Below are 21,618 nucleotides of genomic sequence, written 5' to 3'. Positions count from 1 at the left end.
AGATTCATGTCCGTTCCATCATCTCGCGGGTCAGTTCGTCGGCGATCTCTTCGAGCAGCGTTTCATGAGCCTCTCCCGGAACACGCTCCTTGCCGATTTCCATCATCACAGGAACGGCGAGCGGCGATATCCGGTCAAGATCCCTGTGAATGATATGACCCTTGATTCGTGCCAGCATATCGGCAAGGCGGCGAATGTCGAGGAGCCCGGTGGCCGCATCGGCGCGTGTGGCCTGAATGAGAATGTGATCGGGCTCGTGCGTGCGCAGGACGTCATAGATGAGATCGGTGGAGACGGTCACCTGCCGCCCGGTTTTTTCCTGGCCCGGATGGCGTTTCTCGACAAGGCCGGAGATCAGGGCACAATTGCGGAACGTGCGCTTCAACATCCAGCTTTCCGACAGCCACGCCTCAAGATCATCGCCCAGCATGTCCTCGTCGAAAAATTCGGAAAGCGGCAGCTCGCCGTTCCCAAACATGCGGCCCATGTCGCGCAGGCCCCAGATCGACAGTGCATAGTCCGTGGCGACGAAGCCGAGAGGCCGGGCCTTGGCCCGCTCCATCCGCCGGGTCAGCAGCATGCCGAGGGTCTGATGTGCCAGCCGCCCCTCAAAGGGATAGATCACCATGTAATAGCGCTCACCCCGCGGGAAGGTCTCGACCAGCAGGCTGCCGGGATCGGGCAGCACCGATTTTTCCTTCTGGATTCTCAGCCAGTCGCTGACCTGATCGGGCAGGGCGCCCCAGCGATCCGGATCGGCCAGCATGGCGCGCACCTGATCGGCGAGATAGGTGGTCAGCGGGAATTTTCCGCCGGCATAGGCGGGGATTTTGGCGTCAAAACCTTCGGCGTTGGAAACAAGGCATTCGTTCTCGCGAATGCCTTCAAAACGCAGCACCCGCCCGGAGAAGAAGAACGTATCGCCCGGCGACAGGGCTTCGAGAAACGACTCTTCCACCTTGCCGAGCACCGGGCCGCCGCGCGCATTGCCACCCTTGCCGCGCTGGCGGGTGAGCCGCACATTCAGACTGGGCGCCTCGATAATGGTGCCGACATTCAGCCGGTATTGCTGGGCAATGCGCGGGTGCGTTACACGCCATGTCCCATCGGCGGTCTGGCGGATTTTGGCGAAGCGTTCATAGCTTTTCAGGGCATAACCGCCGGTGGCGACGAAATCGACAATCCGGTGAAACGTTTCACGCGGCAAGCCCGCATAGGGCAGGGCAGTGGTTATCTCCTCGAAAAGCGCATCCGCATGAAACGGTTCAGCGCAGGCCATGCCGAGAATATGCTGGGCCAGCACATCCAGCGAACCCTCGCCAAGCGGCGGCGTATCCTGAGCACCGAGATAATTGGCATCGAGCGCCGCCTGGCATTCCATCACCTCGAACCGGTTGGCCGGAACCAGGATGGCGCGCGAGGGTTCGTCCATCCGGTGGTTGGAACGGCCGATGCGCTGCGCCAGACGGCTCGCCCCCTTCGGCGCACCCACATGGATGACGAGATCGACATCACCCCAGTCGATGCCCAGATCAAGCGTCGAGGTGGCAACGACTGCACGCAGCGCATTGCTGGCCATTGCCTGCTCGACCTTGCGCCGCTTGCTGACATCCAGCGAGCCGTGATGCAGCGCGATTGGCAGATTGTCGTCATTGGCCATCCACAGATCGTGGAACAGGCGCTCCGCCTGGCTGCGGGTATTGACGAAAATGAGTGTGGTCTGGTGGCGTTTGATCGCCTCGTAAATGCCCGGCAGCGCATAAACGGCTGAATGGCCGGCCCACGGAATGCGGTCGGATGTTTCAAGAATGGTGATATGGGGTTTCGCACCGCCTTCGACCTTCACAAGGCTGGCCATGGGCCCGCCTTCCAATTGCGGCAACAGCCAGCGACGCAGGGCATCGGGGTCAGCTACGGTTGCGGAAAGCCCGATGGTCTGCACACCGGGCTGCAATTTGCGCAGCCGTGCCAGTCCCAGTGACAGGAGGTGCCCGCGTTTGGAGGTTACCAGCGAATGCAGTTCGTCAAAGATGACGTAACGCAAATCCGCGAAGAACCGCCCGGCATCTTTGTTGGCAATCAAAAGGGCAAGCTGCTCCGGCGTGGTCAGGAGGATATCCGGCGGAACAAGCTTCTGTCGCTGCCGCTTATAGGCGGGGGTATCGCCGGTGCGGGTTTCGATGGTGATATCAAGGCCGATCTCCTCGATGGGCCGGGCCAGATTGCGTTCGATATCGACGGCCAGCGCCTTGAGCGGCGAGATGTAGAGCGTGTGAATGCCACGGCTGGCATTGTTGCTCTTGCCGCGTGTCGCCAGATCAACCAGCGCCGGCAGGAAACCCGCCAACGTCTTGCCTGCGCCCGTCGGTGCGATGAGCAGGGTCGAACGGCCGGCCTGCGCCTCCTCCAGCAATTCCAGCTGATGCGCGCGCGGCGACCATCCCTTGGCCTGAAACCAGTCCAGGAAAGGTTTTGGCAGGAGAGAACTGCCTTCGATAAAAAGGGGCTTTGTCTTGGTGCTCACAGGAGCGAATGTAATGGCGCGCAAGGAAAGCGCCAAGTTTTCTTTCGCGGTTTTCAGCATTTGCGTGGAGCCAAATGCTGCCTATCTTCGTTTGTGCAGAAAGGTGGAAAAGGAATGCTGACCCGTCCGGAAGAGCTTTTGCGATCAACGCCAGCGGGTCTCTATTCCCCGGCGGGGGATTTCCATATCGATCCGGTCAGTCCCGTGGAGCGGGCGCTGATCACCCACGGCCATGCCGACCATGCACGGCCCGGCCACCGGCATGTCATGGCGACACGCCAGACACTCGACATCATGGGGATACGCTATGGCGACAATTTTGCCGGAACGACCCAGGCGGCAGAGCTTGGAACTGTCAGCGAGATCAATGGCGTAAAGGTCAGCTTTCATCCGGCCGGTCACGTTCTGGGGTCAGCACAGATCGCGGTCGAAAAGGATGGCATGCGCATCGTCTGCTCGGGTGACTACAAGCGGGCGGCGGATCCCACCTGCATCGGGTTCGAACCGGTGCCGTGCGACGTGTTCATAACCGAAGCGACCTTTGCCCTGCCGGTGTTCCGGCATCCCGATGCCAGGGACGAAATCGCCAAGCTGGTGAAATCCATCGCGCAATTTCCCGAGCGCTCGCACCTTGTCGGCGCCTATGCGCTCGGCAAGGCGCAGCGGGTCATCCGCATGCTGCGCGATGCAGGCTATGACAGGACGATCTATATCCATGGTGCCCTGACAAAGCTGTGCGAATATTACCAGTCGCAGGGCATCGATCTTGGACCCTTGTCCCCGGCGACACTGGAAACCGGTACACCGCAGGATTTTGCCGGCAGTGTCGTCGTCGGGCCGCCTTCCTCGTTTCAGGACCGCTGGGCCCGTCGCTTTCCCGATCCTGTCTCGTGCTTTGCCTCGGGCTGGATGCGTATCCGCCAGCGCGCGCGCCAGCAGGGGGTGGAACTGCCGATCATTCTGTCCGATCATTGCGACTGGGACGAACTGACCGGTACGATCAGGGAGCTGGCGCCATCGCAGATCTGGGTGACCCACGGCCGCGAGGAGGCGCTCGTCCGATGGTGCGATCTCAATGGCTTTGCCGCACGGCCGCTGCATCTTGTCGGCTATGAAGACGAGGGGGACTGATGCGCGAATTCGCCGCCCTTCTCGACAGGCTGGTGCTCACACCGCAGCGCAACGGTAAGATCAGGCTGCTCGTCGACTATTTCAGGCAAACGCCGGACCCGGACCGCGGCCTGGCTCTTGCCGCCATCACGCGGGATCTCGACATCGCCAATGTCAAACCGGCCATGCTGCGCGCGCTCGTCGCCGAGCGCATGGACGAGCAGCTTTTTGCCTATTCCTATGACTATGTCGGCGATCTCGCTGAAACGATTTCCCTGGTCTGGTCAGCCAGGGAGCCATCGCGCGCCAACGCCATTCCCACCCTTGGCGACGTGGTTGCCTCGCTCGCGCGCGCCTCGCGCAGCGATGCCATCAAACTCGTGGAGAAATGGCTCGACCAGCTGGATGCATCGGCGCGCTATGCCCTGCTGAAACTGGTGACCGGCGGCCTGCGCATCGGCGTTTCGGCACGACTGGCCAAACAGGCACTTGCGGATTTCGGCGGCGTCAACGTGAGTGAGATCGAAGAGCTCTGGCACGGGTTGAAGCCGCCCTATCAATCCCTGTTCGCCTGGCTGGAAGGCAAGGCGGAAAAGCCCGCGAGCCTCGCCGCGGCGCCGTTTCGGCCGGTCATGCTTTCGACACCACTGGAGGAGCCGGATTACACGAAGATTGTCGCGGAAGAATATGCGGCGGAGTGGAAGTGGGACGGCATCCGCGTGCAATTGACGGCTGAAACCGGTCAGCGGCGCATCTATTCGCGGACGGGTGATGATATCTCCCACGCCTTTCCCGATATTGCCGATGCCATGAATTTCGCAGGAACGCTGGACGGTGAACTGCTCGTTGCCCGCAGCATGGACGAAAGCGTCGAAATCGGCGCCTTCGGCGACCTGCAGCAGCGGCTTAACCGGAAAGCCGTCTCGGCCAGGCAGATGGAAAGCCATCCGGCATTCGTGCGGCTGTATGATCTCCTGATTGACGGAGATGACGACATCCGGACGTTGTCTTTTGCGGAACGGAGGCAAAGGCTGGAGCGCTTTGCGGCGGCGCTCGATCCATCCCGTTTCGATCTGTCACCGCTTGTTGCCTACACCACGTTCGAAGACCTTGCCGCGTTGCGCAGGGACCCGCCCCATCCCGTCATTGAAGGATTGATGCTGAAGCGGTGGGATTCAACCTATGTGCCGGGACGCCCGAAAGGGCCTTGGTTCAAATGGAAGCGCGATCCCTTTACCATCGACGCGGTTCTGGTCTATGCGCAGCGCGGGCACGGCAAGCGGTCGAGCTTCTATTCGGATTATACATTTGCCGTCTGGACCGGCCCGGAAGACGATCCGCATCTGGTACCGGTGGGAAAGGCCTATTTCGGCTTTACCGATGAAGAGCTGAAACAGCTCGATGCCTATGTGCGCAACAACACCACCGAACGCTTCGGGCCGGTACGCTCGGTACGGGCGGAACCAGCCCATGGCCTCGTGCTGGAGGTGGCGTTTGAAGGATTGAACCGGTCAAAGCGGCACAAGTCAGGCGTTGCCATGCGCTTTCCCCGCATCGCCCGCCTGCGCTGGGACAAGCCGCCGATCGAGGCGGACAGGCTGGAAACACTGGAAGCGCTTCTGCGCGATTCCGATGCCACCGATTGACGCGATGGATATTAACGACACTTCAATAGGTTAATACCTATTTTCTTACCTTATTCTTTAGGAGGCTTGGGAAAGAAGATGCTCGTACGCCGTTGATAATCTTGGAAAGCCTGTCCACGCGAGGCAAGCATATGTTCCTCCAGCGGCGGGACACCGGAGACATGGCGCAGCAGCACATACATCAGAACCGGGGCTGCGAGCGTAAGCCAGCCATGCACATAGTCGCCGTCGAAATCGGCAGCGATCAGCACATAGGACACCCAGCCCAGCCACTCGAAGAAGTAATTGGGGTGACGCGACCAGCGCCAGAACCCCGTATCGCAGATCTTGCCGCGATTGGCCGGGTTGCGGGAAAACCGCTTGAGCTGCCAGTCCGCAATCGCTTCACCGGCAAGGGCGACAAGCATCACGGCGAGCCCGAGATAATCGGGAAATTCCAGCTCGATATCCGGCCGGGCCGCAGCGATATAGACGCTGATGACCAGGAGAATGCCCGCAAATGCCTGGGTTTGCAGAAAGAAGAACATCTGCGAATGGGCCGACGCGCCCCATTGCCGGCGCAACCGGGCGTAGCGCGGATCATCCTCGCCGTTGAGCGTGCGCAGCAGGATATGTCCGCCCAGCCGCAGCGACCATAGGGCAAGCAGGGCAATCACCAGCCATTTCCTTGCTGGCGATACCATATCACTGGAGAACAGGATGGAGAGAATGCCGATGGCTCCGACACCGAAGGACCAGAAGGCATCAGCCCAGCCGCTGTTCCCGGTCCGGCGCTGCACAAGGAAAGCACAGGCCATCACGCCGCTGAGCGCGACAGCTGCGATAATAAGTATGACGAGAGCTGTCATGCACATTTACCTGTTGTTCACCGGGGGGGATGTCGGACTGATGTTCAAAGGGCGGGGCACTGCAGCATACAGGATTTTTCCGATCAGCAAATCACTCCCGCTTAAGACTTATTTTTGTCCAGCTGTCCAAGGACAAAATTGGCGGTATCGCGCCGTGCGGAAAGGCAAGGGCGACAATCATCCGCATCCCTTGGCCGGTCACCGGGCAATGCGTGCCGATCTCACCGCAAAGTGCCGCAAACGCTTTGCTAACCAAATTTCCATTTCGGGGAAAATTATCGAAACTGACGCCGTGAAACGCGCCGGAGCGGCGATTTTGGATCAAAAAATGGCGAGAATCGGCCCGATGGTCCACATCGTGCACAATTTTTTTGACGTTTTCGTAAAATTCGCTTGCAGGGCAAATAGCCTGAAAATGCTGCTCTATCCTGAGTTTAACCCGATTTAAGCCGTTTCGACGACTCGCATATTTCGCATAAATCGGAAAATCGACGGCTTGCGTTTGGCAAAATTTTGGCTTTTGTTCATGCCTTCATAATTCTTCAAAGGGGAAGGACTAAAAAATGTCATTTATGAAACTCAATTTCCGTGCGGCGCTGCTGCTTGGATCGCTGATGATAGGCGCAAGCCCGGCACTGGCAGAAGCCGTGCTGCATCGCGGCAACAGCGGTGAACCGCAGACCCTTGACCAGTCGCAAACCTCCATCGATATCGAGGCATTCATCGTCAAGGACCTCTATGAAGGCCTGACGATCTATGACGCGAACGGCAAGATTGTTCCGGGTACCGCGGAAAGCTGGAAAGTTTCCGATGACGGCACCGTCTACACGTTCAAGCTGCGCGACAATGCCAACTGGTCCGATGGCACGCCGGTAACGGCGGAAGATTTTGTTTTCTCGATGCGCCGCGTCGAAGACCCGAAGACAGCGGCCGGCTACGCCAATATCCTTTATCCGATCAAAAATGCCGAAGCGGTCAACAAGAGCAAGGCCAAGATTGAAGAACTCGGCGTAAAGGCCATTGATGCCAAGACGCTGGAAATCACGCTCGAACGCCCGACCCCGTTCTTCATCGAGCTGCTGTCGCACCAGACTGCACTGCCGATCAACAAGGCCAGCTTCGAAAAGAACGGCGCTGATTTCGTCAAGCCGGGCAAGCTGGTGGGCAATGGCGCATTCAAGCTGCTTGAGCACGTGCCGAACGATCATCTGACCGTTGCCAAGAACGAGCATTACTGGGACGCCGCAAACGTCAAGCTCGACAAGGTCATCTTCTATCCGCTCGAAGACCAGGCGGCAGCCGTCCGGCGTTACGAAGCGGGTGAACTGGACCTCGTCTACAACTTCTCGTCCGACCAGATCGAGCGCATGCGCGCCGCCAATGCCAAGCAGGTCCACGTGACCCCGGCCATGGCAACCTACTACTACCCCTTCGACACGCGCACCGAACCCTTCAACGATGTACGCGTGCGCCGCGCCCTCTCGATGGCCGTCGACCGTGATTTCCTTGCCAAGGACATCTATAACGGCACCAAACTGCCGGTTTACTCCCTGGTGCCTGCGGGCATGGAAAACTACGGCGAACCGTCCAAGGCCGATTTTGCCGACAAATCCCAGCTGGATCGCGAAGATGAAGCGCTCAAGCTGATGAAGGAAGCGGGCTATGGCGAAGGCGGCAAACCGCTGAGCATTGAAATCCGCTACAACACCAACCCGAACCACGAGCGCGTGGCGACGGCTGTTGCCGATATGTGGAAAAAGACCTTCGGCGCCAAGGTCACGCTGATGAACCTCGATATTTCATCGCACTATGCCTATCTGCAGGAAGGCGGCAAATTCAACGTTGCCCGCGCTGGCTGGACGGCGGACTATGCCGATCCGGAAAACTTCCTCAACCTCAATGTCAGCAGCAACAAGACCTTCAACTACGGGCATTACTCAAATCCAGAATTTGATGCCCTGATGAAGAAGTCCTATGAAGAGCGCAATCCTGCGGAACGCGCCAAGATCCTGCATCAGGCAGAAGCATTGATCATGCGCGACCAGCCGATCGCGCCGCTGATGAATGACGCGAACCTCTGGCTCGTGGCCGACAAGGTCAAGGGCTGGGGCGACAACGCCAACAACGAGCATCTGAGCAAATATCTCAGCGTTGAATAGCTCAAGTCTGACGCGCAATCCGCACCCGCGGGTTGCGCGTCACTCTTTTGCCCGGCTCGTTATGTGCCACTTACCGACCGCAAATCGACAAACAGACATGACCCGGCACCGTCCTTTCGACAGGACCGTGAACGGGCCGGCATTGCCATTTCATGACGAACATTGACCCGTAAACGGCGAGGGAACAGCCAGATGACGTTTGCAAAACTGAACATGACCGCCGCCCTTCTTGCCGGTTCGCTGTTGCTGGCGGCAAGCCCGGCGCTTGCTGAAGCGGTTCTGCATCGCGGCAATAGCGGCGAACCGCAAACACTCGATCCCTCCCAGACCTCGCTTGAGATCGAGGCCTTCATCCTGAAAGACCTCTATGAGGGGCTGACCAGCTATGATCCTGCCGGCAAGATCGTGCCGGGCGCCGCCGAAAGCTGGACTGTCTCCGATGACGGCACGGTCTATACTTTCAAGATCCGCGCCAATGCCAACTGGTCTGACGGCTCGCCCGTCACCGCGGATGATTTCATCTTCTCCTTCAAGCGCGTTGAAGAGCCGAAGACGGCGGCCGGCTACGCCAACATGCTTTATCCCATCAAGAATGCGGAAAAGATCAACAAGGGCGAACTGCCCGTCGACCAGATCGGCATGAAGGCGATTGATGCCAAGACGCTCGAAATCACCCTGGAGCGCGCAACACCCTTCTTCGTGGAATTGCTGGCGCACCAGACCGCCCTGCCGGTCAACAGAGCAAGCCTTGAAAAGAATGGCCCCGACTTCATCAAGCCGGGCAAACTCGTCTCCAACGGCGCCTTCGAGCTTGTCGAACACGTGCAGAACGATCATCTGACCGCCGCCAGGAACCCGGACTACTGGGGCGCCGCCGACGTGAAACTGGACAAGGTCATCTTCTACCCGACCGAGGATCAGGCGGCGGCCGTGCGCCGCTTCGAAGCCAGGGAAATGGACCTCGTCTACAATTTCTCCGCCGACCAGATCGAGCGCCTGCGCGCCTCCATGGGCGATCAGGTGCGCATCACCCCGGCGCTGTCGACCTATTTCTATTCCTTCGACACTCGCGTCGAACCGTTCAGCGACGTGCGCGTGCGCCGGGCGCTGTCCATGGCGATCGACCGCGACTTCCTGTCGAATGAAATCTACAAAGGCGCACAGCTGCCCGCCTATTCGCTGGTCCCCGAAGGCATTGCCAATTACGGCACGCCGGCCAAACCCGATTTTGCCGACATGTCGCAGCTCGACCGTGACGACAAGGCGCTCGCCTTGATGAAGGAGGCGGGCTATGGCACCGGCGGCAAACCGCTCAACATCGAGATCCGCTACAACACCAATCCCAATCACGAACGGGTCGCCATCGCCGTTGCCGATATGTGGAAAAAGGCCTTCGGCGCCAATGTCACCCTGCTGCAGAACGATATCAGCGCGCACTACGCCTACCTGAAAGAGGGCGGCAAATTCAACGTGGCGCGGGCGGGCTGGACGGCGGACTATGCCGATGCCGAGAACTTCATGGTCATCAACCTGAGCACCAACACCACCTTCAACTACGGCCGCTGGAACAATCCGGACTTCGATGCCCTGGTCAAGAAGTCCTATGACGAGAAAGATCCGGCCGCCCGCTCCAAGATCCTGCATGAAGCCGAAGCCCTGGTGCTGCAGGAGCAGCCCGTCGCGCCCATGATGAATTTCGGCCAGCTCTGGCTCGTCTCCAACCGCGTCAAGGGCTGGAAGGACAACGGCACCAACGACCACTTAAGCAAATATCTGAGCCTTGAACAGTAATCGCGTGCGCGCCGCCGCCAGCGCGATGCGCCTGAATCAATGAGGGAAAGGACGGTAAATGATGTCTGTTAAGTTCAATCTGCGCACCGCAATCCTGCTTGGCACGCTGACGCTTGCCGCAAGTCCCGCCCTCGCCGAAGCGGTCCTGCACCGGGGCAATGCGGGCGAACCCAATACGCTCGACCAATCCCAGACATCCATCGATATCGAGGCCTTTGTCGTCAAGGACCTCTACGAAGGGTTGACCGTCTACGATGCCAAGGGCGCCATCATACCGGGTGCGGCGGAAAGCTGGACGGTATCGGATGACGGCACGGTCTATACATTCAAGCTTCGCGCCAATGCCAACTGGTCGGACGGCACGTCGGTCACAGCGGAAGACTTTGTCTTCTCCTATCGCCGCATCGAGGATCCGAAGACGGCGGCCAAATACGCCAACATTCTTTATCCCATCAAGAATGCGGAAAAGATCAACAAGGGTGAATTGCCGCTCGATCAGCTTGGCGTGAAGGCCGTTGATGCCAAGACCGTCGAGATTACGCTCGAGCGGGCGACGCCCTTCTTCATCCAGCTGATGGCGCACCAGACGGCGTTGCCCATCAACAAGGCCAGTTTTGAGAAGAATGGCCCGGATTTCGTCAAACCCGGCAAGATGGTGTCGAACGGCGCCTTTCAGCTTGTCGACCATGTGCTCAACGATCACCTGACCGTCGGCAAGAACCCCAATTACTGGGATGCGGCCAATGTCAAATTGGACAAGGTCATCTTCTATCCGTTGGAAGATGATGCAGCGGCGGTCCGGCGCTTTGAAGCCGGGGAACTCGACACGGTCTACAATTTCTCGGCGGACCAGATCGAGCGCCTGCGCAAATCCTGGGGCGATCAGGTGCATGTGACCCCGGCGCTGGCCACCTATTATTATGCCTTCGACACGCGCACCGAGCCCTTCAACGATGTGCGCGTGCGCAACGCACTGTCCATGTCGGTTGATCGCGACTTCCTCGCCAAGGAAATCTACAGCGGCGCGCAACTGCCGACCTATTCGCTCGTGCCGCCCGGTCTTGCCACCTATGGCGAACCGTCCAAGGCGGCCTTTGCCGACATGTCGCAGCTGGATCGCGACGACAAGGCTGTCGCGCTGATGAAAGAGGCGGGCTACGGTCCGGGCGGCAAACCGCTCAACATCGAGATCCGCTACAACACCAACGCCAACCATGAACGGGTGGCAACAGCTGTCGCCGACATGTGGAAGAAGGCGTTCGGCGCCAACGTGACCCTGATGAACCTCGATGTGTCATCGCACTATGCCTACCTGCAGGAGGGCGGCAAGTTCAACGTTGCCCGGGCTAGCTGGTTTGCCGATTATGCCGATGCGGAAAATTTCCTGGCCCTGAATGTCAGCAGCAACAAGACATTCAACTACGGGCACTACAACAACCCGGAATATGACGCGCTGATGAAGCAATCCTATGACGAGCGCGATCCCGCAGCCCGGTCGAAGATCCTGCATGCGGCGGAAGCCCTTCTGACGCGGGACGAGCCCATCGCATCGCTGATGAACAGCGCCAACATCTGGCTCATCTCCAAGCGGATCAAAGGCTGGGGCGACAATCCAACCAACGAACACCTGAGCAAATATCTGAGCCTTGCGGAATGATATCTGTCCTGAACGCAACGGTCTAATTGAGTGAGTAGGTGCAGCTGCTGCGGAAGCTGCACAGAAGAGAGAGTATATCTCCATGTTTCATTTCGTTCTTCGCCGGCTGGCGAGTGCAGTGCCGACATTGTTCATTGTCGTCACCATTTCGTTCTTCCTGATGCGGTTTGCACCGGGCGGCCCCTTCAACCTTGAAAGACCGCTGCCGCCGGCGACGATGGAAAACCTGATGAAGGCCTACCATCTCGATCAGCCGCTCTGGAACCAGTATCTGCAATATCTCAAGAATGCAGTGACCGGCGATTTCGGCCCGAGTTATATCTACAAGGACAACACGATTGCCGAGCTGATCGGCAAGGGCCTGCCTTACTCGGTGGAACTCGGGTTCTATGCCTTGCTGCTTGCGCTTTTCGGCGGGGTGATTGTCGGAACGATCGCAGCTTTACGGCAGAACAGTTTTCTTGATTTCCTGATCATGTCGGTCGCGACAATCGGTGTGACTGTGCCCAATTTCGTCGTGGGCCCGGTGCTCACCCTGATTTTCGCGGTATTGCTGTCACTGCTTCCCGCGGGCGGCTGGGGCGACGGATCCTGGCGCTTCCTGATATTGCCGATGATTGCCCTGGCGCTGCCGCAGCTGGCCGTATTTGCCCGTCTTACGCGCGGCTCGATGATCGAAGGCCTGCATACGGACCATATCCGCACGGCGCGGGCCTACGGTTTGCCGCCAAGGACCGTCGTCATCACCCACGCCATGCGCGGGGCGCTTCTGCCGGTTGTCTCCTACCTCGCCCCCTGCGCCGCCGCTCTTCTGACCGGTTCCGCCGTGGTCGAAACCATCTTCACCATCCCCGGCGTCGGCCGCTACTTCGTGCTGGGTGCCATCAATCGCGATTACACGCTCGTGATGGGAACGGTCGTTCTCGTGGCGATTTTCGTTATCGTTTTCAATCTTGTGGTCGATATTCTGTACGGCCTTCTTGATCCGAGGGTTCGCCATGACTGATATATCCGCGACAAACATTCCAGAGAAGGAAACGCAGGGGCGAAGCCTCTTTCAGCTGGCGGCGCTGCGCTTCCGCCGCAACCGTGCCGCGATGGCAGGCTGCGTTGTGCTGTTCTTCATCACCCTGTTTTCCTTCTTCGGGCCCTATTTCCTCAGCCACACCTACGATCAGGTGTTCCCGTCCTATGTTACCATCCCGCCAAGCCTTGAAGCCTTGCCGAAGGCCAATACCCTTGGCGACGTGATGGCAGGCGTAGCCAGCCGGGCCCGCGTACAGTTGAAGGAATTTGCCGTCGACGGCAATACTTTCACTGCAACCATTCACTCCGATCAGCCGATCGATCCGCGTACGACCCGCTATTTCGACCGGGCGAACGAGTTTCAGGACACCAAGGTCGCGGCAACGGAAGACGACGGCAAAACCCTCAAACTGGCGGGCAATGTCAACCGCGAATACTTCTTCTTCGGCACGGATGCCAATGGCCGCGACATGCTAGCCCGCATCATGCTGGGCGGGCAGATTTCGCTGGCGGTCGGTTTCCTCGCCAGCCTCGTCTCGCTGGCGGTCGGTGTGACCTACGGCGCAATCTCCGGTTATATTGGCGGGCGCGTCGACAATGTGATGATGCGACTGGTGGAAATCCTCTATTCGCTGCCCTTCGTGTTTCTGGTGGTGGTTCTCGTCGTTTTCTTCGGCCGGAGTTTCATCTTGATCTTCCTGGTCATCGGTGCCGTGGAATGGCTTGATATGGCACGCATTGTGCGCGGCCAGACCCTTGCCCTGAAACGCCGCGAATTCATCGGCGCAGCGCAGGCCCTGGGCTTGACCGACTGGCAGATCATCCGCCGTCACATCATCCCCAATACCATCGGCCCCGTCATCGTCTTCGTTACGGTCGTCGTTCCGAAAGTCATTCTTCTGGAAAGCTTCCTGTCCTTCCTCGGCCTCGGTGTTCAGGCGCCGCTGACCAGTTGGGGGGCGCTGATTTCCGAAGGCGCCAACAAGATGCAATCTGCACCCTGGCTGCTGATTTTCCCTGCCATTTTCTTCGTCGTTACCCTGTTCTCCCTGAACTTCATCGGTGACGGCCTGCGCGACGCACTCGACCCGAAGGACCGCTGAAATGACGGACAACAAAGATACCGTATTGTCCGTACGCGGACTGAAAGTCGACTTCACCACGCCGGACGGCGACGTCAAGGCCGTCAAGGGCATCGATCTCGATGTGCTTGCGGGCGAGACACTGGCTGTCGTCGGCGAATCCGGCTCCGGCAAGAGCCAGACCATGATGGGCATCATGGGACTGCTTGCCCAGAACGGGCGCGTCACCGGCTCAGCCAAATATCGCGGCAAGGAGCTGGTCGGCCTGCCGACCAAGGCCCTCAACGAGGTGCGCGGTTCGAAGATCACCATGATTTTCCAGGAACCGATGACTTCGCTCGATCCGCTTTACACGATCGGCCGGCAGATTGCCGAACCCATCGTCCACCACAAGGGCATCAGCTTCAAACAGGCGAAGGTACGCGTGCTCGAACTGTTGAAGCTTGTCGGCATTCCCGAGCCGGAACGGCGCATCAACAGCTATCCGCATGAGATGTCGGGCGGTCAGCGCCAGCGCGTCATGATCGCCATGGCATTGGCCAACGAACCGGATCTGCTGATTGCCGACGAGCCGACCACGGCGCTCGACGTGACGATCCAGGCCCAGATTCTCGATCTCCTGCGCGATCTGCAGAAGCGGTTCGGCATGGCCATCGTGCTGATCACCCATGATCTTGGCGTGGTCAAACATTTTGCCGAGCGCGTGGTCGTCATGCGGCGCGGCGAGGTCGTGGAAAAAGGCACGATCGAGGACATTTTTGAACGCCCCAAGGAAGACTACACCAAGATGCTTCTGGCGGCAGAGCCCAGCGGCAGCAAATCGGCGCCGGACGACAAGGCGCCGATCATGCTGGAAGGACGCAATGTCACGGTCGATTTCGCCATTGGCGGCGGCTTCTTCTCCAGTGCGCACACCCGTTTCCGCGCCGTCGACGGCGTCACGGTCCGGCTCAAGCAGCAGCAAACCATCGGCATTGTCGGTGAATCCGGCTCCGGCAAGTCAACGCTCGGGCGGGCGCTCTTGCGCCTTTTGCCGAGCAGTGGGCAGTATCATTTTGAAAACAAAAACATTTCCAGCTTTGATCGCGCTGCCATGCGGCCGCTGCGCCGGGAATTGCAGCTGGTGTTCCAGGACCCCTACGGCTCGCTTTCGCCGCGCCAGACAGTGGGCGAAATCATCACCGAGGGCCTGCTTATCCACGAGCCGCAGCTGTCGCGCACTGACCGCGACAAGCGGGCGATTGCGGCGCTCAAGGAAGTGGGGCTCGATCCCGGCGCACGCAACCGCTATCCGCACGAGTTTTCCGGGGGACAGCGGCAACGCATCGCCATCGCGCGGGCCATGATCCTCAAGCCGAAGGTCGTCATTCTCGATGAACCGACCTCGGCGCTCGACCGGTCGGTGCAGGGGCAGGTCATCGAACTGCTGCGCGACCTGCAGGCCAAACATGACCTGTCCTATATCTTCATCAGTCACGATCTCGCAGTCATCAAGGCGATGTCCGACTATGTGATCGTGATGAAGAGCGGCAAGATCGTCGAGGAAGGCCAGACCGATGATATTTTCGATGCGCCCCAGCACGATTATACCAAGACGCTGATCGGCGCTGCGTTCGATTTGGACTAAGGTCTCGCTTTTTTAATGAAACGCCATTCTATAAATGATTGCGTATGTCGATACATTCGCGGAGTTATGGAATGGCGTTGTTCATAGAAGACAGGTGCACCGAAACCACTGTAAAATGGTTGGCAAGATTGCAGAATATGAGTGCTACAGACGTGGTTCGTATGGCGATCGAGAACGACTGCAATCGTGTAAGGAATGAATTTCCATTGATTGAAAGGCTGGCTATCCTTTCAAAACTGTATCGCGCCTATCCAGAAACGAAGATGAGGGCTGACAAAGTATTCTTTGATGACCTTTCAGGAGATTCAATTTGAAACGACGCGCTCTCGTTACAGTTCAGACCGCCATGGCGGGTTGGCGCCAGCGCGCGATACGGTGACGGCGGAAGCCTTGACACCGAGCAGCAACGCATTGCGAATTTGCTCTTCGTCAAGTGACGCCAGCGCAGCCTTGGCCAGAAGGCCGGCCTCCTGCAGCGAGGTCAGGACACCCGCCGTGAACGTATCGCCGGCGCCCACCGTATCGACAACCGCAACCTTCTGTGCGGGCACGTGCACGGCCAGTTCGGATGTATAGCCGGTCACGCCATCCGCACCATGGGTGACGAGAATGAGCTTGGGACCATGCTGCGATGCCGGAACAATCCAGCGCCGCGCAATCTCTTCCATCGTACCGCTTTCACCGAACCAGCGCATATCCTCATCGGAAATCTTGACGATATCGCTCATGGCGATCATGCGGCGCATGCGGGCCAGATGCTTTTCCTTGTCGGGGATAAAGCCTGGCCGGATATTGGGGTCGAGAACGATGACGCGCGTTTCGTGCTCGCGCGCCATCAGCGCTTCATAGGTCGAGCCGCAGGGTTCCGGAATGAGGCTGATCGCACCGAACTGCAGCGTCGTGACATTGTCATCCAGCGCGGGCAGGTCGCCGAGGGCGAGCGAACGCCCGGCGCTGTTCTCGTCGTAGAAGGTGTAGCTGGCCTGGCCGTCAGTCAGGCGCACAAACGCCAGCGTCGTGGGCTGGGGCGAAATGTGGGCATAGCGCGTGCCGACATGGTTGGCCGCCAGACTGTCGCGCAGCATCTGACCGAAGAAATCCGAGGAGACGCCGGAATAGAATTCGGTCGGCACGCCGAGACGGCCCAGGGCAATGGCCGTATTGAAAACCGCGCCGCCGACATAGGGGGCAAAAGCCGGTTCACCCGCCTCGCTCGTGCGCGGCAGCATATCGATCAGAGCTTCACCACAACATAGGATCATTTGTCAGTTTCTTTCGATGGATGGATGACGCCCTTGCGGACGATGATATTGCCGTACAGTCTGGGTTCGCTTGTCGCGATGATCGTATGGGCAGTTTTCACCCGTGTGTAAAACGCCTCGCCAACCAGCGGCAAGAGGGAAAATCCGGGGGCACGGCGGGCACAGACATCGGCCATCTCCGCATGCACCGGATCAAGGAGATCAGGATTTCCTTTCACCGTGGCGCGGAACAGCGCGTGCGGGACAAAATCATCAACCGGCATTACCTGCAGGATCGCGTCGAGAATGGGAATGAGCGGCAGGCCATCGGCCCGGATCAGCCGCCGGGCATGTTCCAGCGCCGGATAATTGCCGTCGACCAGCGCGATTTCGTCGCCATGTCCCATGGCGCGCAGCGTCGCCAGCAGCTCCGGGCCCAGAATGGGCGGAATACCAATCAGCACGTTCAATCAACCTTTCTGAATATTTTCTGTCCGATGAGGAACCGGTCGGACAGGGCAAGGCTGGCGGCCCCGAGGGCCCTGGCATGAATGCCGACCGAGCCTTCCATGATGACGGGCAGCTCGATCCCTTCCAGATCGAATGTACCGACATGGTCGCGCACGGCATCGACGATCCCCGCGCGCACATGCGCCGGCATCCAGCCATCGATGACAGCCGCCTCGAAATCGACGACCGACGCAGCGGCAATCACCGCCTGCGCAATAGCCTTGCCCGATCGGTCGATCCAGCCATCCAGTTCCCCGCCCATCGCCCCCCAATCATCGGGGGAGGTCCATAGCGGGGAGGGGTCGCGGCCAAGGCCGGTGACGATGCGCTCCAGCGCGGTGATCGATGCAATATCGATCAGCTGTTGCGTGGTTCCATCGGGACCGGGCACCGGCATGGAACCGAGCGCACCGGCATTGCCGCTGCGTCCGGCATAGAGGCTGCCATTGATGACGATGCCGCCGCCGATGAACGAGCCGATGTAGAAATAGACGAAATCATTGAGGTCTTTTGTCTCGCCGAAGACCAGCTCCGCGCCGCAGGCCGCCGTGATGTCATTCTGCAGATAGACCGGAAAATCGCAGATGGCGGCAATCGACGCCTTGATATCGGACTGGCGCCACTGATCGAGAATTGCCTGCGGCGCGCCGACGGTATCGGCCCATTTCCACAATTCGAACGGCGCCGCAATGCCAAGACCGGCGACCTTCGAACGCTGCTTCGCGTCAAGGCCATCCAGCATTGTCGCGATGCCGTCCCTGGTGAAAGCGAGGACCGAATCCGGCGTCGGGTAAGCATAGGGCATATGCAGCATGGAGCGGGTGCGCCCGAGAAAATCGATCAGAACGAGGTCGGCGCTGCGCCGCCCGATCTTGAGGCCGAGGAAGAAGGCGCCCTCGGGATTGAGCGACATGGGAATGAGCGGCTGGCCGATGCGGCCGCGCAGCGGCTCTTCGCGCGAAAGCAGCTCGTCGGCTTCCAGCATGCGCATGATGATCGAGATCGTCTGCGCCGAAAGCCCGGTCATCCGCGCAATGGCTGTTTTGGCAAGGCTGCCATGCTGGCGCAGCAGCGAAAGCACGACCCGCTCATTGTGGTCGCGCATACCGCTCTGGTTTGTTCCCTGATGGAGCGGCGGCCGTGTTCCTCCCGGACCGTGGCGCTCCGATAGTCTGATGCCCAAAAGGACGTCCTCCCTGATACCGGCGCGACAATGGAACCAACGAGCAAACCTGTCAATAATAAATAAGAGTGATTTATTAATGTTGACAGCTTGGCGAGGCTGGTATTTCCTAGGGGCAGCACTTGGCCGGGAGGATAACTGTCCGAGGTGTTCATGCGAAAGTAGGGCTGCCCACCGGCGGCACGTCGCGTTACGATCAAACTCTGGGAGGTAATGACATGCGCAAAAGCATTTATCTGAAATCAACCATTCTTGGTGCCGCCGTTGTGGCTATCGCCGCCTTTGCCGCTCCGGCACAGGCTGCAGGCGTTGGCGCCTGCCTCATCACCAAGACGGACACCAATCCGTTCTTCGTCAAGATGAAGGAGGGCGCCGTTGCCAAGGCAAAGGAACTCGGCGTCAACCTCAAGACCTATGCCGGCAAGATCGACGGCGACAGCGAAAGCCAGGTGGCCGCGATTGAAACCTGTATCGCCGATGGTGCCAAGGGCATTCTCATCACCGCGTCCGACACGGCCGGCATTGTTTCATCCGTCAAGCAGGCCCGCGATGCCGGCGTTCTCGTCATTGCACTCGACACAACGCTTGATCCGATCGACGCTGCAGATGCGACATTTGCCACGGACAACTTTCTGGCAGGCGAACTCGTCGGCAAGTGGGCTGCCGGAACCTTGGGTGACAAGGCCAAGGATGCAAAAATTGCCTTCCTTGATCTGACGCCTTCGCAGCCATCCGTCGATGTCCAGCGCGACCAGGGTTTTATGAAGGGCTTTGGCATTGACGTGGGCGACATCAACAAGATCGGCGACGAAAAAGACCCGCGCATTGTCGGCCATGACATCACCAACGGCAACGAGGAAGGCGGCCGCAAGGCCATGGAAAACCTGTTGCAGAAGGATCCCGGCATCAATGTCGTTCATACGATCAATGAACCGGCCGCAGCGGGCGCTTACGAAGCATTGAAGGCATTCGGCAAGGAAAAGGGCGTCCTTCTCGTTTCCATCGATGGCGGCTGCCCCGGTGTGAAGAACGTCGAAGCCGGCATCATCGGCGCGACCTCGCAGCAATATCCGCTGATGATGGCGTCGCTCGGCATCGAGGCAATCAAGAAATTCGCCGATACCGGCGAAAAGCCGAAGCCCACGGCAGGCAAGAGCTTCTTTGATACGGGCGTTTCCCTGGTGACGGACAAGCCGGTCAAGGGTCTCGAGTCCATCGACGTGAAAAGCGGCCTTGCCAAGTGCTGGGGCTGATCACGCCCTGATTTGACAGAAAAACCAGCAAACTGTGAGAGGACGGTGTAAAACCGTCCTCTCCGAGCTGCGCACATTTGGGGGAGCCAACCCATGAACGAAGCCAATCCGGGATCACAACCCAAGCAGGAATTCGAGCGCGTTCTGACACAGAGCGCCACAACCATCGCCAGTTTCGACGGCGAGCAGAAAAGCCTGGTCGAACGCACGCGTCATTTTCTTCATTCGAGCCCGGCAGCGGTACCGCTGATCGTCCTCGTTCTGTCACTGGCGGTTTTCGCCATCATCGTCGGCTCGCGGTTTTTCACGCCCTTTGCCCTGTCGCTGATCCTGCAACAGGTCGCGATCGTCGGCATTGTCGGTGCCGCCCAGACATTGGTGATCCTGACCGCCGGTATCGACCTTTCCGTCGGCGCGATCATGGTCCTCACATCCGTTGTCATGGGCCAGTTCACCTTCCGTTACGGACTGCCGGTCGAACTTTCCATCCTGTGCGGCGTCGCCCTCGGCGGATTGTGCGGTCTCATCAACGGCATTCTCATCGCCTATGTGAAACTGCCTCCGTTCATCGTCACGCTCGGCACATGGCAGATCTTTCTGGCAACGACCTATATCTATTCGGCCAATGAAACGATCCGCGCGCAGGATATCGAAGCCAATGCGCGCATGCTGCAGTTCTTCGGTGAAAAAATCCAGATCGGCAGTGCCACCTTCACCTATGGCGTGTTTGCCATGATCCTTCTGATCGCCATTCTCTGGTACGTGCTGAACCACACCGCCTGGGGCCGCCATCTCTACGCGATCGGTGATGATCCGGAAGCGGCGGAACTGGCGGGTGTCCGGACCAAACGCGTGCTGATTTCCGTCTACGTGCTGGCCGGTTTCATCTGTGCGCTCGCCGGCTGGGCCCAGATCGGCCGCAACGGCTCGGTATCGCCGCAGGTGGGGCAGTTCGCCAATATTGAATCCATCACCGCAGTGGTGATCGGCGGCATGTCGCTCTTTGGCGGACGCGGCTCCATCCTCGGCATGCTCTTCGGCGCGCTGATCGTCGGCGTGTTCTCCTTCGGCATGCGCATGTACGGCACCGATGTCCAATGGACCTATCTGATGATTGGCGTCCTGATCATCACGGCCGTGGCAATCGATCAGTGGATCAGAAAGGTAGCAGGCTGATGACACAGCAACCCATTCTCACCGCCCGCGGTCTGGTCAAGCGGTATGGCCGCGTCACCGCGCTCGATCATGCGGATTTCGATCTTTATGCCGGCGAAGTCCTCGCCGTCATCGGCGACAACGGCGCGGGAAAATCCTCGCTGATCAAGGCGATATCCGGCGCGGTTCATCCCGATGAGGGCGAAATCACGCTCGACGGCAAGCCGATCCATTTCCGCTCTCCCATGGAAGCGCGCGATGCCGGGATCGAAACGGTCTATCAGAACCTTGCCCTGTCGCCGGCACTCTCCATCGCCGACAACATGTTTCTCGGCCGCGAAATCCGCAAGCCGGGCATTCTGGGCAGCTGGCTGCGCATGCTCGACCGCAAGACCATGGAAAAGCAGGCCCGCGACAAGCTGACCGAGCTTGGCCTGATGACCATTCAGAACATCAGTCAGGCCGTCGAGACCCTGTCGGGCGGCCAGCGGCAGGGTGTTGCCGTGGCGCGTGCGGCGGCCTTCGGCTCCAAGGTCGTGATCATGGACGAGCCGACGGCGGCGCTTGGCGTCAAGGAGTCACGCCGCGTTCTCGAACTCATCCAGGATGTGAAAAAGCGCGGATTGCCGATTGTGCTGATCTCGCACAATATGCCACATGTTTTCGAAGTGGCGGACCGCATCCACATTCACCGGCTTGGCAAACGCCTTTGTGTCATCGACCCGAAGGAATACAGCATGTCGGATGCCGTGGCATTCATGACCGGCGCCAAGGAACCACCCGCCAGTCTTGCTGCATGAAGGGCA

18 protein-coding genes are annotated in these 21,618 nt (G+C 59.2%); 13 read left to right on the top strand and 5 right to left on the bottom strand.

The window, feature by feature from the left end; all coding sequences use genetic code 11:
* Window positions 1–4: 4 nt before the first annotated feature.
* Window positions 5–2,584 (bottom strand): ligase-associated DNA damage response DEXH box helicase, encoded by a 2,580-nt coding sequence (locus tag ACTJJ7_RS03215; RefSeq protein ID WP_440965319.1) that lies wholly within the window; start codon window positions 2,582–2,584, stop codon window positions 5–7.
* 54 nt (window positions 2,585–2,638) lie between these two features.
* Between ACTJJ7_RS03215 and ACTJJ7_RS03210 the strand changes: the two genes are divergently transcribed.
* Together ACTJJ7_RS03210 and ACTJJ7_RS03205 are read left to right on the top strand one after the other, a co-directional pair.
* Entirely contained in the window at window positions 2,639–3,655 is a 1,017-nt protein-coding gene (locus ACTJJ7_RS03210; protein ID WP_440965317.1) for a ligase-associated DNA damage response exonuclease, read from the top strand.
* Window positions 3,655–5,280, top strand: coding sequence for a cisplatin damage response ATP-dependent DNA ligase (locus ACTJJ7_RS03205; RefSeq protein WP_440965316.1), 1,626 nt, complete (start codon window positions 3,655–3,657; stop codon window positions 5,278–5,280). Before ACTJJ7_RS03210 ends, ACTJJ7_RS03205 begins: the two co-directional genes overlap by 1 nt.
* Before the next feature lie 50 nt (window positions 5,281–5,330).
* Here ACTJJ7_RS03205 and ACTJJ7_RS03200 read toward each other — a convergent pair whose 3' ends face one another.
* Window positions 5,331–6,128 (bottom strand): DUF1295 domain-containing protein, encoded by a 798-nt coding sequence (locus ACTJJ7_RS03200; protein ID WP_130272672.1) that lies wholly within the window; start codon window positions 6,126–6,128, stop codon window positions 5,331–5,333.
* Between ACTJJ7_RS03200 and ACTJJ7_RS03195 the strand changes: the two genes are divergently transcribed.
* From ACTJJ7_RS03195 to ACTJJ7_RS03160, 8 genes are all read left to right on the top strand, one after another.
* Window positions 6,127–6,576: a hypothetical protein gene (locus tag ACTJJ7_RS03195; protein ID WP_440965315.1), complete on the top strand. Its 450-nt coding sequence runs from the start codon at window positions 6,127–6,129 to the stop codon at window positions 6,574–6,576. The genes ACTJJ7_RS03200 and ACTJJ7_RS03195 overlap by 2 nt on opposite strands.
* Before the next feature lie 115 nt (window positions 6,577–6,691).
* Window positions 6,692–8,287: a peptide ABC transporter substrate-binding protein gene (locus ACTJJ7_RS03190; protein WP_105733701.1), complete on the top strand. Its 1,596-nt coding sequence runs from the start codon at window positions 6,692–6,694 to the stop codon at window positions 8,285–8,287.
* Between the two features lie 192 nt (window positions 8,288–8,479).
* A complete protein-coding gene (locus ACTJJ7_RS03185; protein ID WP_440965313.1) occupies window positions 8,480–10,078 on the top strand; it encodes a peptide ABC transporter substrate-binding protein in 1,599 nt (532 codons plus the stop codon).
* Between the two features lie 58 nt (window positions 10,079–10,136).
* Window positions 10,137–11,735 (top strand): peptide ABC transporter substrate-binding protein, encoded by a 1,599-nt coding sequence (locus ACTJJ7_RS03180; protein WP_440965312.1) that lies wholly within the window; start codon window positions 10,137–10,139, stop codon window positions 11,733–11,735.
* An 82-nt stretch (window positions 11,736–11,817) separates the two neighbouring features.
* Window positions 11,818–12,741, top strand: coding sequence for an oligopeptide ABC transporter permease OppB (gene oppB, locus ACTJJ7_RS03175; protein WP_105733698.1), 924 nt, complete (start codon window positions 11,818–11,820; stop codon window positions 12,739–12,741).
* Complete coding sequence (locus tag ACTJJ7_RS03170; protein ID WP_105733697.1) at window positions 12,734–13,864, top strand: ABC transporter permease; 1,131 nt, start codon at window positions 12,734–12,736, stop codon at window positions 13,862–13,864. Before oppB ends, ACTJJ7_RS03170 begins: the two co-directional genes overlap by 8 nt.
* A gap of 1 nt (window position 13,865) precedes the next feature.
* Window positions 13,866–15,470 carry an ABC transporter ATP-binding protein gene (locus ACTJJ7_RS03165; RefSeq protein WP_440965309.1) on the top strand — a complete coding sequence of 535 codons (1,605 nt, stop codon included), beginning with the start codon at window positions 13,866–13,868 and terminating at the stop codon, window positions 15,468–15,470.
* A gap of 71 nt (window positions 15,471–15,541) precedes the next feature.
* The gene (locus ACTJJ7_RS03160; protein WP_440965307.1) at window positions 15,542–15,784 is read left to right on the top strand and encodes a type II toxin-antitoxin system VapB family antitoxin; all 243 of its coding nucleotides are present in this window, start codon (window positions 15,542–15,544) and stop codon (window positions 15,782–15,784) included.
* 15 nt (window positions 15,785–15,799) lie between these two features.
* Here ACTJJ7_RS03160 and ACTJJ7_RS03155 read toward each other — a convergent pair whose 3' ends face one another.
* The 3 genes from ACTJJ7_RS03155 to ACTJJ7_RS03145 are packed head-to-tail and all read right to left on the bottom strand — an operon-like array spanning window position 15,800 to window position 18,326.
* Window positions 15,800–16,732: a carbohydrate kinase family protein gene (locus tag ACTJJ7_RS03155; protein WP_440965305.1), complete on the bottom strand. Its 933-nt coding sequence runs from the start codon at window positions 16,730–16,732 to the stop codon at window positions 15,800–15,802.
* On the bottom strand, window positions 16,729–17,175 hold the full coding sequence (locus tag ACTJJ7_RS03150; protein ID WP_105733893.1) for an RbsD/FucU family protein: 447 nt from the start codon (window positions 17,173–17,175) through the stop codon (window positions 16,729–16,731). Before ACTJJ7_RS03150 ends, ACTJJ7_RS03155 begins: the two co-directional genes overlap by 4 nt.
* A gap of 2 nt (window positions 17,176–17,177) precedes the next feature.
* Entirely contained in the window at window positions 17,178–18,326 is a 1,149-nt protein-coding gene (locus ACTJJ7_RS03145) for an ROK family transcriptional regulator (protein ID WP_440965303.1), read from the bottom strand.
* 314 nt (window positions 18,327–18,640) lie between these two features.
* On the opposite strand from ACTJJ7_RS03145, the gene ACTJJ7_RS03140 reads away from it, so the two are divergent.
* From ACTJJ7_RS03140 to ACTJJ7_RS03130, 3 genes are all read left to right on the top strand, one after another.
* Window positions 18,641–19,657: a sugar ABC transporter substrate-binding protein gene (locus ACTJJ7_RS03140; RefSeq protein ID WP_440965499.1), complete on the top strand. Its 1,017-nt coding sequence runs from the start codon at window positions 18,641–18,643 to the stop codon at window positions 19,655–19,657.
* Window positions 19,658–19,750: 93 nt separating this feature from the next.
* Window positions 19,751–20,833 carry an ABC transporter permease gene (locus ACTJJ7_RS03135; RefSeq protein WP_105733693.1) on the top strand — a complete coding sequence of 361 codons (1,083 nt, stop codon included), beginning with the start codon at window positions 19,751–19,753 and terminating at the stop codon, window positions 20,831–20,833.
* The gene (locus tag ACTJJ7_RS03130) at window positions 20,833–21,612 is read left to right on the top strand and encodes an ATP-binding cassette domain-containing protein (protein ID WP_105733692.1); all 780 of its coding nucleotides are present in this window, start codon (window positions 20,833–20,835) and stop codon (window positions 21,610–21,612) included. Before ACTJJ7_RS03135 ends, ACTJJ7_RS03130 begins: the two co-directional genes overlap by 1 nt.
* Window positions 21,613–21,618: the final 6 nt, after the last annotated feature.

The organism is Phyllobacterium sp. 22229, assembly GCF_052056495.1.
Lineage (GTDB): Bacteria > Pseudomonadota > Alphaproteobacteria > Rhizobiales > Rhizobiaceae > Phyllobacterium > Phyllobacterium myrsinacearum.
This window is presented reverse-complemented; position numbering and strand designations above follow the sequence as displayed.

Coding starts and splice junctions, on each gene's coding strand:
- ACTJJ7_RS03155 (WP_440965305.1), bottom strand. CDS start 16,732: ATGATCCTATGTTGTGGTGAAGCTCTGATCGATATGCTGCCGCGCACG.
- ACTJJ7_RS03135 (WP_105733693.1), top strand. CDS start 19,751: ATGAACGAAGCCAATCCGGGATCACAACCCAAGCAGGAATTCGAGCGC.
- ACTJJ7_RS03200 (WP_130272672.1), bottom strand. CDS start 6,128: ATGACAGCTCTCGTCATACTTATTATCGCAGCTGTCGCGCTCAGCGGC.
- ACTJJ7_RS03210 (WP_440965317.1), top strand. CDS start 2,639: ATGCTGACCCGTCCGGAAGAGCTTTTGCGATCAACGCCAGCGGGTCTC.
- ACTJJ7_RS03180 (WP_440965312.1), top strand. CDS start 10,137: ATGATGTCTGTTAAGTTCAATCTGCGCACCGCAATCCTGCTTGGCACG.
- ACTJJ7_RS03145 (WP_440965303.1), bottom strand. CDS start 18,326: ATGCGCGACCACAATGAGCGGGTCGTGCTTTCGCTGCTGCGCCAGCAT.
- ACTJJ7_RS03170 (WP_105733697.1), top strand. CDS start 12,734: ATGACTGATATATCCGCGACAAACATTCCAGAGAAGGAAACGCAGGGG.
- ACTJJ7_RS03205 (WP_440965316.1), top strand. CDS start 3,655: ATGCGCGAATTCGCCGCCCTTCTCGACAGGCTGGTGCTCACACCGCAG.
- oppB (WP_105733698.1), top strand. CDS start 11,818: ATGTTTCATTTCGTTCTTCGCCGGCTGGCGAGTGCAGTGCCGACATTG.
- ACTJJ7_RS03185 (WP_440965313.1), top strand. CDS start 8,480: ATGACGTTTGCAAAACTGAACATGACCGCCGCCCTTCTTGCCGGTTCG.
- ACTJJ7_RS03215 (WP_440965319.1), bottom strand. CDS start 2,584: ATGCTGAAAACCGCGAAAGAAAACTTGGCGCTTTCCTTGCGCGCCATT.
- ACTJJ7_RS03195 (WP_440965315.1), top strand. CDS start 6,127: ATGCACATTTACCTGTTGTTCACCGGGGGGGATGTCGGACTGATGTTC.
- ACTJJ7_RS03190 (WP_105733701.1), top strand. CDS start 6,692: ATGTCATTTATGAAACTCAATTTCCGTGCGGCGCTGCTGCTTGGATCG.
- ACTJJ7_RS03130 (WP_105733692.1), top strand. CDS start 20,833: ATGACACAGCAACCCATTCTCACCGCCCGCGGTCTGGTCAAGCGGTAT.
- ACTJJ7_RS03165 (WP_440965309.1), top strand. CDS start 13,866: ATGACGGACAACAAAGATACCGTATTGTCCGTACGCGGACTGAAAGTC.
- ACTJJ7_RS03160 (WP_440965307.1), top strand. CDS start 15,542: ATGGCGTTGTTCATAGAAGACAGGTGCACCGAAACCACTGTAAAATGG.